The sequence below is a fragment of the Vibrio sp. Vb1127 genome (assembly GCF_033338735.1).
Taxonomy (GTDB): Bacteria; Pseudomonadota; Gammaproteobacteria; order Enterobacterales; family Vibrionaceae; genus Vibrio; species Vibrio alginolyticus.
This window is the reverse complement of record NZ_JAWOTF010000007.1, coordinates 150,194-165,972: the sequence shown is the minus strand read 5'-3', so window position 1 is coordinate 165,972 and position 15,779 is coordinate 150,194. Positions and strand designations below refer to the sequence as shown.

The window sequence follows — 15,779 nt, the reverse complement described above, 5'->3', positions numbered from 1 at the left end:
GAATTAAGTTTGGGGGAACTTGAGGAATTTGCCATGACGAATATAAAAAATGCCCCTGCAAGAGAGCCATTCGCAGAGGCACTGTGGAACTAAATGATGAGTGTTGATTGAAGGATTATGCGGCTTCGAACGCCAATGCTTTCTTCTCTACATGACGGAAAATGAGAGTTAGCACACCATTTACCGTTAAATAAAATGCGCCTGCAATACCAAATACCGTCAACGTATCGTAGGTTTGTGCGTTAATGCGCTGCGCGTAACCCATCAGATCCATGATCGTAATCGTGCTTGCTAGTGACGTGCCTTTGAAGACCAAAATCACTTCGTTCGAGTAAGCCGGAACAGCACGGCGAATAGCGTATGGCAGAAGCACTTTCAGTGTTGCGGTTTTGTTCATGCCTAACGCACGACACGCTTGCCATTGACCGGAAGGAATCGCGTTAAACGCTCCTTTGAACAACTGAGTGCTGTATGCAGCGGTATTTAGTGCTAGTGCTAACATCGCACAGAACCAAGGTTGGCTTAACCATGTCCAAAATACACTTTCTCTTACAGCATCAAACTGACCCGGACCGTAGTACACCAAGAAGATCTGCACCAATAAAGGCGTACCAGTAAACAAGGTGATGATGCCACGACTTAACCAATGCAAACCCGGAGTACGTAGGATCAGAGTCAGCGTCATCATCAGAGCTAAGAGACAGCCCACAACCAAAGAAGCGGCGGTCAATTGAAGGCTAGTGCCTAAGCCATCCAGCATTTGCCAAACGTGTTGTTCGTTCATGCGGTCGCCTCCTGTCCCATACTCATACCTTGAATTGAGAACTTCTTATCAATCAGTTTGACGGCACGTTGCGTAATCAAAGTAATGCCTAAGTAAATCGCCGCAGCGGTCGCGTACCATGTAAACGCTTCATGCGTCGCTGCAGATGTTAGCTGCGCTTGCTTCAACAAATCCGTTACGCCAATCAGTGATACAAGCGCGGTGTCTTTCAGCAGAACCAACCATTGGTTAGTTAAACCTGGTAGTGCGTGTCTTACTGCTTGTGGTAAAACAATGCGAACGAAAGCGTGTGCTTGACTGATGCCGAGTGCACTTGCTGCTTCTCTCTGCCCTCTTCCAACGGCTTTTAATGCGCCACGTAGAGTTTGAGAAGCGTAGGAAGCGAAGATCAATGACAACGCCACCACGCCAGACAAGAACGGGCTAACTTCAATAAAGTCGCCGGTGATTAAAAACAGTACCTGCGTCGAACCAAAATAGATGAACAACACGACAAGGATTTCTGGCAAGCCACGTACAATCGTCACAAACGCCGTCATTGGCCATTTAACGAAAACGCGGCGAGACATTTCACCACTGGCGAATACCACTGCCAGAATCAAACCGACTAAGAGGCTTGTGAAGGCTAGCTGGACAGTCATCCAACTAGCTTGAACAAGCGATAAAGAGTAACCCGTTAGTGCCATATTACTTACCGAAGTATTTGTTGTAGATTACGTCGTATTCGCCGTTTGCTTTCACTGTTTTCAGTGCTGTGTTCAGCTTGTTCACTAGCTCGTCGTTACCTTTATTCACTGCGATACCGAAACCGTTACCGAAGTATTTAGGGTTAGTGACGTGCTCACCCACGTAAGCTAGGTTGTCTTCTTTCTTGAACCATTCTGCTACGACTGCTGTGTCACCGAATACAGAATCAATACGGCCATTTTTCATATCGATGAACGCGTCTTGGTAGCTTGAGTAAGGAACCGCGGTTACGCCCGGCATTTGCTCAATCAGGTAGCTTTGGTGTGTTGAACCGTTTTGAACACCAACACGCTTACCTTCTAGTGCTTTTTGATCAGCCACTTTTTCTTTGATAGAAACAAACGCTGCTGAGTTGTCATAGTATGCATTCGTGAAATTCACTTGCTCCAAACGCGCCTCAGTAATGTCCATTGCAGAGATTGCCGCATCGTAGCGCTTGAATTTTAATGCTGGGATCAGGCTGTCAAAAGATTGGTTGTGGAAGGTGCATTTTGCTTCGATTTCTTTACATAGTGCATTCGCCAGATCCACATCAAAACCTTGGATTTGGTTGTTTTCATCCATGTATTCGAACGGTGCGTACGTCGCTTCCATCGCGAATTTGATCTCTTCTTGTGCTGCTGCGTTTGCCGCCATAGTTGCAGAAGAAAGGCCGATTAGTGAAGCTAGTAGAATCTTTTTCATTGCAATACTCCGTGTGTACTTAGTGGGCTGACACTCGCAATGACAGCCGAGCTTATCTGTTAAATAGACCGAATTTTAAAAACGTAATTTAGTGATTTAAGTAGTCAGCAAACTGGGCGGTTTGCGGGTTAGAAAACGAATCATTTGTGCCGTGCTCGACGATGTGTCCTTTTTCTAAATACAGTACGTGACTAGCGATTTTCTTGGCGAAATCCACTTCGTGCGTCACAACTACTTGTGTAATTCCGGTTTCGCTTAAATTTTTAATAATCTTAACGACTTGGTTAGTAATTTCCGGATCAAGCGCAGCGGTCGGTTCATCAAAAAGCAAGACTTCCGGTTTCATCATCAATGCACGAGCAATCGCCACACGTTGTTGCTGACCACCAGAAAGTTGCATCGGCCATGCATCCGCTTTGTCTGCCAAATGCAGCGTCGCAAGAATTTGCATTGCCTGCTTCTTCGCTTCTTCTTTATCCATGCCAGCGACTTTTACCGGAGCCTCAATCAAGTTCTCCATTACTGTCATGTGCGGCCATAAGTTGTACTGCTGGAACACCATGCCCACTTTACGACGAAGCGCTAAACCTTGCTTCTCTTTGATTTCAGTTGAAAAGTCGAATGCGTCATTAGCGATGTTTAACTGGCCGTTATCCGCTCCTTCAAGAAGGTTAAGAACACGTAGCAGAGAGCTCTTCCCTGCACCACTCGGACCGAGTAACACCAGTGTTTCGCCGCTTTCACACTTAAAGCTGACATCGTGAAGCACTTGTGTCTCACCGTAGGATTTATTGATTCCGCTTACCTGAATAGTCATGCTGACATACCGCATTAATTGTCACTTGGCATTTATATTACTCAAAAGGATTTTTTATGCAATAAAAATGTATAAAAATTAATTTTGTTAAATTTTTGTATGATGAGCAATCAATACAACAGAGAATATGACTGGTTTAATCAGTTGGTTTTAACTGAAATTGTTGATGAAAATCCAACAATATGATGGCAATCGAAACAAGGTTAAAATTCTGGTTACTTTTGTGCTTGTGTAGACGGAATTTTGAGTCTTTGAACGTACTACACCCGACGCAGACCTTCTCATTTTTGCCGGGCTTCCCCCCTCGGTTTCCGGTAAAGCCTTCTATCGGCGGGTTCCTGATTAGGACTTTGTGAATGGACTATAATTTCTCTTTGTATTCTGGCCCTTAATTTGAGTCATCTAAGTATGAGTGAGATAACTCCATGTTGAAGTCGCATTGTTTTTCTCTCATTGCACTTGCTTCTCTGAGCTTACTTTCTATACCCAACGTTTGGAGTAGAACAGCAATCGTGTTACCTGGATTGCATGAACAGGGTATTGATCTTCAAGATAAGCCTATCTCTGCTGCGGCTACACGTGAATGGGAACTGGATTATGCTGATATCTTATTCGGTGCTTACGAAAGTAAAAGTCATAATGAGCGTGTACAAGCACTTGGTTACATGTACAACCAAAAGCTGGAACTTAACTCAGGTTGGCTGGAAAACGATATACGTAACCAAGCAGAACTGAATGGAATTGACTACGAAGATTTCTTTCTCCACTTTTCTGAAGACACTATCCTAGCTGAAGTCGACTCAAGCCATGGTGAAAATACCTTACTCAATCGAAAACCGATGATCGTTGGCTATACCGCCAGCGCTGACCACGCCGGCTTTTGGCTATATCAACCACCGCCATGGGATGCTGATGTATTTGGCCAGGCGAATAATGGTGGAGCCCTCTATGTCTATCACTCAGAGAGGTTCGACCGCTTAGCCTTTACGTTCTCTCAGTTTGCTCAAGGCGGCAGCTTCACGATTGAATACCCTTCTGCTATCGACTCGTTTGGTCGGGTAACAGAATGGAAACGCTTCGCGATTAAAAAAGACAAAACTGAGAACATGACTAAAAACCAAACAGTAAACTGGTCTGTTCCTTCGGATTGGGTTCGCGCTACAACGCATGATGGTAGCGGAAAAACTTATGGTGGCGGTCAGTACTTTGGCTCCACCTTTTTACGCGACGGCGGCCGCCTTTACTTTGCGAAAATTACTTGGCATGACGGCAACATAGAAAACCGCCCACGTCTCGAAAACATTCAACTCAAAAATAGCTTCCCTGCCGTCAATATCTCAGGAGCACCAACGGAGACACCGGAAGGTCAAACCATTCAACGCTGGCGTAAAATTCGTGGCTTCGACAAATCTGCAGATCGAAACCAAGACAATTATCTTTCTTGGAATGAATACAAAAACCGTTCGAATAAGAATGCAACGGCCCGATTTCGTTGGGAGTCACGGGTTATTCCATTTGGTCGTATGTGGAATCAAACCTCTTCTTGGGCATTGACCAATCTCGGTAATCCCGTTTTTACCAATACAATGCGCCACTATTACCAAGCTGAATGGGCGAAACAAGGTTTAAATGGTGCGTACAACGACGATACGAATAAGTTACTCGGTGCAAATCAGTTCTACATATATTCCGGAGGCACAGTGGATGAACTTGGTTTGGTGGCGGGTAGCCAAGCTGCTGACGATGCTTACAAAGCGCAATTCTCGGCGTTCTTGAATAAACTGGCAACGCTGGATGAAGATGCGTTAATTGGCCTCAACATAGGTACGGCAAACTTATTCGGTCGTAATGGGCAAAACCACTTGGTTTACGCTGGCTCCTTGTACTTGCGCGAGCACTACCTTTTCCCTGCTACCGGCTTTAGTGGCTATGCTGGCTTGGCTAAATTTTGGGATAACTCTGCACTCGCCAAAGCTGGCCAGAAAGTGATTTATCAAGCGACCACGCGTTATGGTCGCGTTCAATACTTTGGTAACACAGAAAACAATTGGAAACAGGACCAATACTCTGCACTAGCGGTGTTCTACTTAAACTATCACCCTGAGCGCATTTACTTTAATCAGTGGAACAATGGCTACTTATATGGAAGTAATAACACAACAAGTGACAACTTCTGGAAGGCAGGCGTACCAAAGAATATTGCTTATCAACCTAGCACCTTGCTTGCCGTTGATTTAGGTATGCCAACCAATCAAATCCCAGATGGGTATCAGGCGACTCCGCTAATGATGTCCACCAGCACGCCCTATTCCGCCGATTACACAGTGATTGGAGATGCTTCTATGAGCAAAGTGGCTCATCCTGACTTGCCTAATGGCGCTATCGATTTGTTACCAACCCATACGTACTTTGCGTATCACTCAGACGATACGGTAGTGATGCATGGCCCTACAGAGATGGTGTTAGCCCGCGAATTCACCAAAGGCCGAGTTCTGTATCGAACTGATTTCTTTGGCAAGAATATCGATTATTTCACCTCACCGAAGATGACAATCGTGCTTCCAGAGCCTATGCAACCTGTAGATCAAGACGGTAACATCGGCGACTATGTTTCTCATATTGAGATTGGCGGCTACGAAGGAGTGTTCTTGCTGTATTAACTCCCTTTCAACACGCCTCACCAAACGCTTCATAAATCACCGTTTTTATGCTTAACGTCACTGAAAAAAACTTGTTCACTGAATCTTTATAAACCGATGTATATACTGAAGTAAATGACAACGACAAGGAAATTCAGTCACATGAAAACGACACCTTCAATGCTCTCTGTTCTGCTGCTATCAGCATTATCTACTCATGCAAATGCGGACGAATGCGGAAAAATAACCATCGCAGACATGAATTGGAATTCGGCCAGCTTAATGGCGCACATCGACCAATTTGTCTTAAATGAAGGCTACCAGTGCGATGCGGAATTGATCCCTGGTGATAGCGTTCCTACAGGCACCTCTATGATTGAAAAGGGACAGCCTGACGTTGCGCCAGAGTTATGGACAAACGGTATTAAAGAAGCACTTGATAAAGGGATTGCGGATAAACGCTTGCGCATCGCTAGTGAATCGCTTGTCAATGGTGGTGAAGAAGGGTTTTGGGTTCCCGCCTATCTGGTAAAACAGTATCCAGAACTCGCGACGATAGAAGGCGTCATCAAGCACGCCAAACTATTTGAACACCCAGAAGATGATGACAAGTTCGCGTTCTATAGCTGCCCTGCTGGTTGGACATGCCAAATCACCTCCGGTCACTTGTTTAATGCATTAGGGTTAAGTGAGCACGGCTTTGAGATGGTTGACCCAGGATCTGGCGCAGCATTAGCTGGCACCATCGCCAAAGCCTATGATCGCAAAATGCCTTGGTTTGGTTACTACTGGTCACCGACCCCCGTATTGGGCAAGTATGATATGGTCAAAGTGGATTTTGGTAGCGGAACAGATTTAGAAGAGTATCGCAACTGTACCACTCAGCCTGATTGCGCTTCACCAAAAGTAACAATGTACCCACCTTCTCCAGTTCGCACAGTAACAACTGAGGCGTTTGCGAGCAAAGAACCCCAAGCATTCGCGTACTTGCAGAAACGCGGATTTACCAACGAGCAAATGAGTGAAATGCTGGCCTGGATGGAAGATAACTACGCGGACGGTGAAGAAGCGATGTTTTACTTCTTTAATACCTACCCTGACTTGTGGAAAGGCTGGGTATCTGAAGACGTCGCGGTGAGAATCGAAAAAGCGCTTTGATGATTAATACTTAAAGTGCCACAAATCATTTAACCTCCCATACCGTTTGAATAAACGGCATGGGAGACTCGTCAACGACTCGTTAATACATGGTGTGACCATTCAATGTTTCTTTAGGAATCTCTTGCAGAGCGTCCCAATGTTCAACAATCTTCCCATTATGATCAAAACGAAAGAAATCCATCGTCACGTATTCAATATCATTAGGCCATGTTTGGTGAGTGTGTAGTGCCACCAAGTTCCCTTCAGCAATGGCTCGCACAAACGTAATGTCTTTATTGGGATACTCATTTTGCATCCGCTCAAAATACTCGATAAAAGCCTCGGGGCCATTTCCAACTAATGGATTGTGCTGGATGTACTCATCGCCAACATAGTCTTCAACCGCTTTTCTTGGATTACCTCGATAGGAGGTTTCGTAAAACGCAATGGCATTTCTTTTATTCTCTTGCAGATCCATTTTTCTTACCTGTGTTGCTCCATCTTGCGGATAACGGTAATCATAGTCTTTGAACTTCAGAAGTGACCAAACTTCGCGCACAAAAAAGGCCGCTAAAGAGCAGCCTTCATCACTTCTACTTGGAATCATCGCCTTTCATCGCTTAAACCACACCGCCAGCACCGAGCATAGAACGCTCACTGTTCTCCACCAGCAACGCGGTTGCGGTTTGTTTCAGTGTTTCCCATTCTTGGTCTTCGACAAAAATACCATTTTGCCAAGAGGCTTGTTGCGTGTTGCTTAACTCATCGCCTTCAATGTGAATGGTGTATCCCTGTGCGCTTTTCTCGATATCGAAATCGTTCACAGAGAGTTCGATAACCATACTATGCAAATCCGTATCATGCCCATCAAACTGATCCGAGAAAAAGACTTCTGGCGCGATTCGTCCGCGGTTTAACACATAAAGCGTTCGCTTGGGACTAGAGCCATTGACCCATTGTGCGCGACACGCGATGCCTTTCGCAGAGAGCTTCAACAACTCACTGAAACCCAACCAACGGTTATGACACTGCTTCAACGTAATGGTAATCGACTTACGGTTAATCATTTTCTCAAGCGCGAAATCCAACACAGCGGGTAAATGACACGCTACACTCCCGTTATGCAGTTCTACCTCTATGCTTGACGGCGTAATGTTGGTCACCGATACGGCGCAGTCTGAATCTAACCCAAGAAATAGACTGGCGTTATTAAAATGACGAACTCCATGTAAGCCAACCATTTGCAAGTCCGCCACCATGTTCGCAATGACATCCGCCTCACCACAGTGACGGCGCATGCCAAGAAATGCCTTATTAACCGCGGCCACCAATTCGTTGTGAGAGACGATCATAATGCAAATCCTCCGTTGATTTTTTGATTGTCACTTTGCGCAATTTCGTCACGCGGCGGCATGCTAGGGAAAATCCATGTGTCTGCCAGTTTAGGGTCGTGAATTTCATCTAACAACGGCGCACCTTGGAAGAAAGTTACTCGAACCCAACGATCCGAGCGCGGATCAAACTTAGTCGCACCAAAGATCGCCAATTTACAGCGCAGTAAGTGCATTGGTAACGCATCTTTACGCAGCACATTCATTTGAATATCCCCCATCGCACGGTTGCCTAACGTCCATACGCGACGTGTGATCGAACGATAAGCCGGTTTTTGCAATAGAAACTCTGCTACGGACATTTCTACATCACAGTCAAGCAAGGCCTGGTACAAGCGATTCACTTGTCTGCCGATATCAAGCGGCAGTTCTTTTTCTTCTCCAGCCTCTTCCCCGCGAACACCAAGCCTTGGCTCTTCTTTGTCTTGTGAGCGATACCAGAACCAATAATTGTTCTCGGCCAGTGAGTAATCCGCATCAATCGCCCAGCGGTACTTGCTTTGCAACACTTCCAGTAAATCTTGGATCTTTTTCCCGCCCGGAATAGATAACGTTTCATCCGTATTCATTTGGCTAGCAAATTCATCCACTAAAGATGGGTAGAGTTCGATCAAGCAAGAGGTGAGGATTTCTTGGGCTTCCACACTCATTGTTTTCTTATGCTCGACCAAACTCGCCCAGTTCGGATGTAATGCCATTAACGTTGTTAGCTCCGATAGCAGTTGTTTGATGTCTGCTATCGCTTGATGATTGAGCCTGTCTTGATGTTCATTAATGGTGATGACTTGCTCTAAATGACGCTGTGCTTTTTGCAGCAATCCTTGCAAAGGAGCATGGAACGACGCTTCACACGGCATCGCAAAGACTCGCGCTACCGCACGTTCGCGAGAAGTCATCCATTGGTCAACAATACACGGGTGATTAATCAAGTATGGAGCCATGCCTAAGCCAGTAGCATTACCGACACCAAGGTAGCGCTGCAAGCCACGATGCAAAGCCACCGCGTTGTCGCCACCTTGTTGAAGTGCCAGATAGTGCACCCAATCTAGGCTGAATTCACGCAACATATATACGGCACACATTTGCGCACTAAAAGACTGGCTGAAATCTGAGTTGTTCTCTAACAGTTTGAAATCGGCGATACCAAACTTTCCGTTACCATAAACAGCTGTGGTACGCAGGATATAACCCACTTCCGCTAATTCTTTCGGCTCAGGCTGCTCGCCTTGAGAAAGCGCGCTAACAATGTGCTCAAACACGCGCACACTTTTATTTGCGCGAGCAAGAACAAGTACGTTGTTTGGATTACGTCCCGCTTCTTGCAGCGGTACATTTTCTCGCAATCTTTCCAACAAAGTAACATCAACATCGCCTTGAACCAGTGCAAATGTGACGTCCCACTTTTCAGCAATTACGCGATCATTACGCTCGTCGTCGGCAATTTCATCACAGAATACCACCAAATGATAAACGTGCTCTGGCGTGGTCAATTTGTAAATCACATGACCATAACCACGAGGACAAAGCTGCCACTCATGCTTGGTTACTTGCCAGTTTTGGCTTGCCATATTACGAATCAGACTGCGAACAAAGCTGATTCGGTTTTGGTGCATTGCGCCAAGCCTTTCGGCTGCCATGACAATCGCTGCATCGCGCATAGTTGCTTCCGTATAAGTAGAACGATGTGCATCCATTTTGCTCACCACCTATTTGTTATTGTAAGAATACTAGGGTTTGTGCGGACGCAGGAGGAAAACACCCGCACAAGCTCCACGTTGTTTGAATTGGATAATTGTTATAGCCCTTGCTCTTTCGCCATTTTGATTGCAATTTGTGGCGCATTCCAAAGTGACGGTAACAGAATCAACGAAACCGGAACCGCGGTAATCACAATGAAAGATTGCAGAGCAGAGATGCCGCCAGAGCCAAGGGAAATTAGGATCAATGCCGTCACACCCATCATTACTCCCCAGAAGGTACGGATGATCGCATTCGGCTCCGTTTCACCACTGATCACGACACTGATTGTGTAGGTCATTGAGTCGCCCGTCGTGACGATGAAGATCGTGGTTAAAATCAGAAATAGAATTGAAGTCAGCATTGGCATTGGTAGTTGCTGAGTCACCGCAAGCAAAGCACCTGGCAGGTTAAAGCCTTCGAACGCCGCACTCACACTGCCCGGTTCAGCAATTTCAAACGCTAGGCCAGAGCCGCCCACAATCGTGAACCAAAAACAGGTGGTTAACGGAGCCACAATACTGATGGTGGAAATGACTTGGCGGATAGTTCGACCACGGGAAATACGCGCAATAAAAATTGCCATCATCGGACCATAACCCAGGAACCAGCCCCAGAAAAATACTGTCCACCAGCTTAGCCAACCTTCATCACCACGGTAGGTCGCCATTGGGATAAAGTTATCCAGCATGCTCCCTACACCTTGAATGTATCCGTTAAAGATAAAATTCGTAGGGCCAAAAAACAGGATGTAAACCATCAATGCCATTGCCAGAATCACGTTGTAACGACTAAGCAGTTGCATGCCTCGGCTTAATCCACTGAGTGCTGACAAGGTGTAAAGAGCAATCGCAAACAAGATGATGATAAGCTGAGTGGTAAAGCCATCAGGAATATCAAACAGCGCATTTAACGCGTAGCTAACCTGCAAGCCTAAAAACCCAATTGGCCCGATGGTGCCCGCGGCTACCGCGATAATGCAGCACGCGTCAATCAATGCACCGAGTTGGCCTTTAAGTGCTCGTTCGCCCAAGACTGGGTAAAGCAAAATACGGGGTTTTAGTGGTAAACCTTTGTCGTAATGCAGGTGCATCACCACGATGGAAGTTAAGCTACCTACAATCGCCCAAGCCAGAAAGCCCCAGTGCATAAAGGATTGCGACAACGCATTCACCGCACCTTGCTGCGGGTTATCTTGCGCGCCGTACAAAGGGGGTGGGCTAACGTAATGCGCGATAGGCTCAGCCGCGGCCCAAAAAACACCACCACCAGCCAATAAGGTACAGAAAATAATCGCCATCCAGCGGAAAGAATCCATTTCTGGTTTTGCAATCCCGCCCAACATCACCTTGCCTGTTCGCCCTGCAGCCAAGCCAAGACCAATAAGAAAAGTGAGAAGCAGCAGTAACTGCCAGTAAGGACCAAACACCTGAACTGCCCAGCCAAAGCCGGCGTTAACGATCGTAGATAACAACTCGCCGTCATAAAGTGCAATAGCAACGAACAACGCGATAAAACCACCGCTATACCAAAAGGCCGGGTTATTCAGTCCTAATTTGTCCGTCGTGTTTTCTGTTGTTGATGTGTTGTGTGTTGCTTTTGACTTGCCCGATGACACGCTCATCGTGGAAGCTTTCATGCTATTGGTTAAATCAGACATACTCTGGCTCCAGAGGTTCTTTGCAGCTGCCAAAGACTGGCTACAAATGTGAGTTTTACGCCTGCCGTATTGTTGTTATGTAGGCAGGCGGTTCCTAATTTTGGGTGTACTATGAAATAGGCTCTAATCCTTCTTTGAGGAAGTTAAACCAGTTTTCACCCAATATTTTTCCTGCCTCAGATTCACTGAATCCGTGACGCATTAATCCGTTGTAGATGTTCTCCATCCCTGCACTGCCGCAGAACCATGGCAGCGCATCTGGCCATCCCGAGTTACTTGCCGAACCTTCGCCGTAATCCATCGCTTTTGACCAACGACCGTTGCGCATCCACTCCAACACTTGTTGCGGCTGGTTTAAGCACAGATCACTACCGATGCCTAAATGGTCGACGCCAAACATGTCTGCGGTTTTCGCTACCATCTGGCAGAAATCATCCAGAGTGCACTGGCTGCCATTTGGCAAATGGAATGGATATAAACTGAATCCAATCAAACCACCGCGCTCCGTCAGTGCTTTGATCACGGTGTTGGACTTGTTGCGCAGTGCGTCATGCGCAAATGTCGGGTTAGCATGGCTGATACAAATTGGACGCGAAGAGAGCTCGATAGCTTCCAACGTCGAACGCTCCGCGCTGTGGGACATATCAATGATCATCCCGACTCGGTTCATCTCTTCAATCGCTTGCTTACCAAAGCGAGTTACGCCGGAATCGTTTTGTTCGTAACAACCTGTCGCCAGTAAGCTTTGGTTGTTGTAGGTCAGTTGCATGATCAGCAGACCTTGGCGGCGCATCACTTCAATCAGACCAATTTCATCATCGATAGGTGAGCAATTTTGCGCGCCGAAGAAGATGCCGACTTTGCCTTCTGCTTTGGCTTTTTCTACATCTGCCATTGAATAAATAGGCATGATGAGGTCCGCATTTTGCTCGAAGCGCAAGTTCCACTCAGCAAAACGCGTTAAGGTTTCGCGCGCAGTTTCGTGGTAGACGATGGTGGCATGAACGGCGGTAATGCCACTCGCCTTAAGCGTTTGGAAATACTCTCGATCCCAATTGCAGTACTGCAATCCGTCAATCACAATCCGTTGTTGGTACATAACCACTCCTTAAACAATTTCTTAGCCTTTTCGTGCGGGCAACTGACACCATCAGTTACCCTGCCGATCTTAGTAAGGACGCTGATAAGCGGTTTTCACTACGGTGTAGAACTCTTTGGCGTACTGACCTTGCTCACGAGGACCAAAGCTAGATTCTTTACGGCCACCAAATGGAACGTGATAATCTGTACCCGCAGTTGGCAAGTTAACCATGACGCAGCCCGTTTGGACTTGCTGTTTGAAGATCGCGCTATTACGCAAGCTTTGCGTGATAATGCCGCCTGTCAGGCCAAAGCGCGTATCGTTCGCGACTGCAATTGCCTCATCCAGATCAGAAACGCGAATCACGTTTGCCATTGGTGCAAAGACTTCTTCTTGGTTCACTTCCCAGCTGTTTTGTGTGTTCAAGAACAGGGTTGGTGACATGTAGTAACCGTCATGCTCTAGGCTCAGACGCTCACCACCGAAAGCCAACTCCGCGCCTGCTTGGCGTGCGTTTTCGATCCACTCAAAGTTCGCATTCAGCTGGTTACCATCAACCACAGGGCCCATGAACACGCCCTCTTCCAGTGCGTGACCCACTTTAAGTTCGCTCATGCGTTTGATTAGCGCTTCAACATACGCGTCGTGAATTCCGTCCATAACCACAAGACGAGAAGACGCGGTACATTTTTGACCTGCACCCGAGAATGAGCCTGCGATTGTCGCTTCGACAGCAATTTGAATGTCTGCATCATCTGCCACTACGAGCGCGTTTTTGCTGCCCATCTCTAGCTGACAACGTACAAAGTTTGGTGCCGTAGCCGCTGCAACTTTACGGCCTGTGTCCACAGAACCAGTGAAGCTCACGCCGTTCACATCCTTCGAATTGATAAGGGTATTACCTACTTGCGAACCGCTACCCAAAACGAGGTTAAACGTGCCAGCAGGTAAACCTTGGCGATGGATAATCTCTGTCAGCGCGACGGCACTTGCTGGGGTTAGGTTGGCAGGCTTCCAGACGACGCTGTTGCCAAACGCAAGTGCTGGCGCGATTTTCCAAGCAGCTGTTGCTGTTGGAAAGTTCCAAGGAGAGATAATGGCGATAACGCCGACGGCTTCACGAGTAACTTCAACGGAGACACCTGGACGGACGGAAGCAGCGTTATCGCCAATTTGACGCAGAACCTCAGCAGCAAAGTATTGGAAGAATTGGCCAGCACGGTAAATCTCACCTCGACCTTCAGCAAATGGCTTACCTTCTTCACGCGAAAGCAAGGTTCCCAATTCGTCACATCGTGCAATGAGCTCATCACCAATCGCTTGCAGCACTGCTTGTTTGCGCTCGATTGGTGTTTTTTCCCACTCTGGCTGCGCTGATTTAGCCGCTTGAATCGCTTGCTCTACTTGCGACACACTCGCTTGTGAGAAATCGCCAATGTTTTCGCTGATATCAGAAGGGTTAATATTGGCGATGGTGTCCATGCCCGATTGCCACTCACCCGCTATATAGAGGGATTTTTCTGCTTGAACATTGTTAATAAAAGTCATGGTTCTTTCCTTGTTCTTCCGATTTGTGATGGCAAGCCACCCACTCACTGATCTCTAATTGTTCTTATTGGATTTATTCTGGTTGGCTTGCCGACGCGTAGACGACAAACTCCACCAACATCTCTTCTCGTGCTAACCCTGCAACCACCATGGCGGCGCGATTTGGGTACGGCGCTTCAAAATATTCCGCGTACACTTGGTTAACGGTCTTTAAGTATTCTCTGTCAGTCACATAAATCAGGACCTGCAACACCGAGTCCAAAGACTCCCCGGCACACTCCAGGGTGTGAATGAGATTGTTAAAGGTTTGACGTGTTTGTGCTTCGATACCGCCTTCCACAACCGCGCCTGTGTCATCAATAGGAATTTGAGCCGTATACAGAGTTCCGTTGTTGACTATCGCCCATTCAAGCGGCGCTTTAGAAGCAAATAGACTGGTTTTAACTGGGTGTTTTTTAGTAGGAGTATTCACGTGCCTTTCAACCTTTGTAACAGCTTTGTTTCAATATGGTTAAATGATGCACATTGACAGGCGATAAATCTAACGGTAAATTTTTGACATTTGATAAATTAAACTTATCACTCTATTTAAAATAACGTAAATAAAGGGATTAAGAGGCATTAGGGATGAGTATTAAGCTTCAACAATTAATGCATTTTGTGATGGTAGTCGAGGAAGGAGGCTTTCGAGCCGCTTCACATCGTGCAAATCGTTCTCAGGCGGCACTGTCAACATCGATAAAAGAGCTTGAAAAAATTCTAGGGCAAACGCTGTTTGAACCCGGAAACAAAACCAAATTGACCCCGTTTGGTGAAATTTGTCTGCCCAAAGTGGTTCAGTTTCTCAATATCTACAGTGCGCTGGACAACGATCTCAAAGCTGCCGCGGCCGGACAGCAAGGGAGAGTGCGAATTGCGAGCGTTCCTTCTGTTGCAGCGAAACTCATCCCTAGCGTATTGGGTGCCTTTTGCGAGCAGTATCCAAATGTAGAAGTAAGCTTGATCGATGATAACGCGGCGGGCGTCGAGGCTCGCTTACTCTCCGGTGAAGTCGACTTGGCGCTCGGTAACCCCTCTCACCTCGATGAGGGCGGCATTGACTTTACGCCGCTGTTAGCCGATCCAATAGGCGTGGTGTGTTTAAAGGACAACCCTATTGCAAGTCATCCAGAAGGAATCGAGTGGCAAACTTTGTTGGAACAACCCTTTATCCGTAACGGCACTTGTACACTTCTCGATCCAACCCCAGCAAGAGCTCTGAGTCAGCAAGCGCTCTATTCGGTCGAAAATATTACTTCGCTGTTTTCTGTCTTAGAACTTGGGATTGGTGTCACGACCCTACCGAAGCTTGCTTTCCCAACCAATGAAACACGCTTGGTTTGGATCCCGCTTATCGATCCACCACTTGAAAGGCAAATTGGTATATTTACGTTAACCGATCGCACGATCTCGCCTCAAGCTAAAGCATTTCACGATCTTTGTGTGCATTATTTAAACTATCAAAAAGAAGATAAATAATGGTTCGATTAACATGCGGATAATTAAAAGCCT

Annotated in this window: 14 protein-coding genes; 3 read left to right on the top strand and 11 right to left on the bottom strand. The window is 46.6% G+C overall.

From position 1 onward, the window contains the following. Positions 1-115: 115 nt before the first annotated feature. The 4 genes from artM to artP form a co-directional block, all read right to left on the bottom strand. Entirely contained in the window at positions 116-784 is a 669-nt protein-coding gene (gene artM / locus R7H07_RS12115) for an arginine ABC transporter permease ArtM (RefSeq protein WP_206958915.1), read from the bottom strand. Continuing rightward, positions 781-1,470, bottom strand: a complete 690-nt coding sequence (artQ, locus tag R7H07_RS12110; RefSeq protein WP_005388570.1) for an arginine ABC transporter permease ArtQ — start codon at positions 1,468-1,470, stop codon at positions 781-783. The genes artM and artQ overlap by 4 nt, the downstream gene beginning before the upstream one ends. Before the next feature lies 1 nt (position 1,471). Further along, positions 1,472-2,215, bottom strand: coding sequence for an arginine ABC transporter substrate-binding protein (locus tag R7H07_RS12105; RefSeq protein WP_005388572.1), 744 nt, complete (start codon positions 2,213-2,215; stop codon positions 1,472-1,474). An 88-nt stretch (positions 2,216-2,303) separates the two neighbouring features. Then, positions 2,304-3,032 (bottom strand): arginine ABC transporter ATP-binding protein ArtP, encoded by a 729-nt coding sequence (gene artP / locus R7H07_RS12100; protein ID WP_114139536.1) that lies wholly within the window; start codon positions 3,030-3,032, stop codon positions 2,304-2,306. Between the two features lie 425 nt (positions 3,033-3,457). Between artP and R7H07_RS12095 the strand changes: the two genes are divergently transcribed. Both R7H07_RS12095 and R7H07_RS12090 read left to right on the top strand, forming a co-directional pair. After that, positions 3,458-5,692, top strand: a complete 2,235-nt coding sequence (locus R7H07_RS12095; RefSeq protein WP_206958917.1) for a hypothetical protein — start codon at positions 3,458-3,460, stop codon at positions 5,690-5,692. A gap of 141 nt (positions 5,693-5,833) precedes the next feature. Further along, positions 5,834-6,829, top strand: coding sequence for an ABC transporter substrate-binding protein (locus R7H07_RS12090; protein ID WP_005375798.1), 996 nt, complete (start codon positions 5,834-5,836; stop codon positions 6,827-6,829). 82 nt (positions 6,830-6,911) lie between these two features. Here R7H07_RS12090 and R7H07_RS12085 read toward each other — a convergent pair whose 3' ends face one another. The 7 genes from R7H07_RS12085 to R7H07_RS12055 all read right to left on the bottom strand — a co-directional run bounded on the left by R7H07_RS12085 (position 6,912) and on the right by R7H07_RS12055 (position 14,700). Then, the gene (locus R7H07_RS12085) at positions 6,912-7,289 is read right to left on the bottom strand and encodes a nuclear transport factor 2 family protein (protein WP_065275629.1); all 378 of its coding nucleotides are present in this window, start codon (positions 7,287-7,289) and stop codon (positions 6,912-6,914) included. Between the two features lie 142 nt (positions 7,290-7,431). Continuing rightward, the gene (locus tag R7H07_RS12080) at positions 7,432-8,163 is read right to left on the bottom strand and encodes a DUF3726 domain-containing protein (RefSeq protein ID WP_042521073.1); all 732 of its coding nucleotides are present in this window, start codon (positions 8,161-8,163) and stop codon (positions 7,432-7,434) included. Further along, entirely contained in the window at positions 8,160-9,896 is a 1,737-nt protein-coding gene (locus R7H07_RS12075; RefSeq protein ID WP_042521075.1) for a hypothetical protein, read from the bottom strand. Before R7H07_RS12075 ends, R7H07_RS12080 begins: the two co-directional genes overlap by 4 nt. Positions 9,897-9,997: 101 nt before the next feature. Next, on the bottom strand, positions 9,998-11,599 hold the full coding sequence (locus R7H07_RS12070; RefSeq protein WP_005390956.1) for a BCCT family transporter: 1,602 nt from the start codon (positions 11,597-11,599) through the stop codon (positions 9,998-10,000). A gap of 109 nt (positions 11,600-11,708) precedes the next feature. Beyond that, positions 11,709-12,698 (bottom strand): membrane dipeptidase, encoded by a 990-nt coding sequence (locus tag R7H07_RS12065; protein WP_006742451.1) that lies wholly within the window; start codon positions 12,696-12,698, stop codon positions 11,709-11,711. A 69-nt stretch (positions 12,699-12,767) separates the two neighbouring features. Then, positions 12,768-14,228, bottom strand: a complete 1,461-nt coding sequence (locus R7H07_RS12060) for an aldehyde dehydrogenase family protein (RefSeq protein ID WP_033906957.1) — start codon at positions 14,226-14,228, stop codon at positions 12,768-12,770. A 73-nt stretch (positions 14,229-14,301) separates the two neighbouring features. Continuing rightward, the gene (locus tag R7H07_RS12055) at positions 14,302-14,700 is read right to left on the bottom strand and encodes a RidA family protein (protein WP_005375789.1); all 399 of its coding nucleotides are present in this window, start codon (positions 14,698-14,700) and stop codon (positions 14,302-14,304) included. Positions 14,701-14,855: 155 nt separating this feature from the next. Here R7H07_RS12055 and R7H07_RS12050 point away from each other — a divergent pair, with 155 nt between their 5' ends. Further along, positions 14,856-15,746, top strand: a complete 891-nt coding sequence (locus R7H07_RS12050; RefSeq protein ID WP_005375788.1) for a LysR family transcriptional regulator — start codon at positions 14,856-14,858, stop codon at positions 15,744-15,746. The last annotated feature ends 33 nt before the right edge of the window (positions 15,747-15,779 follow it).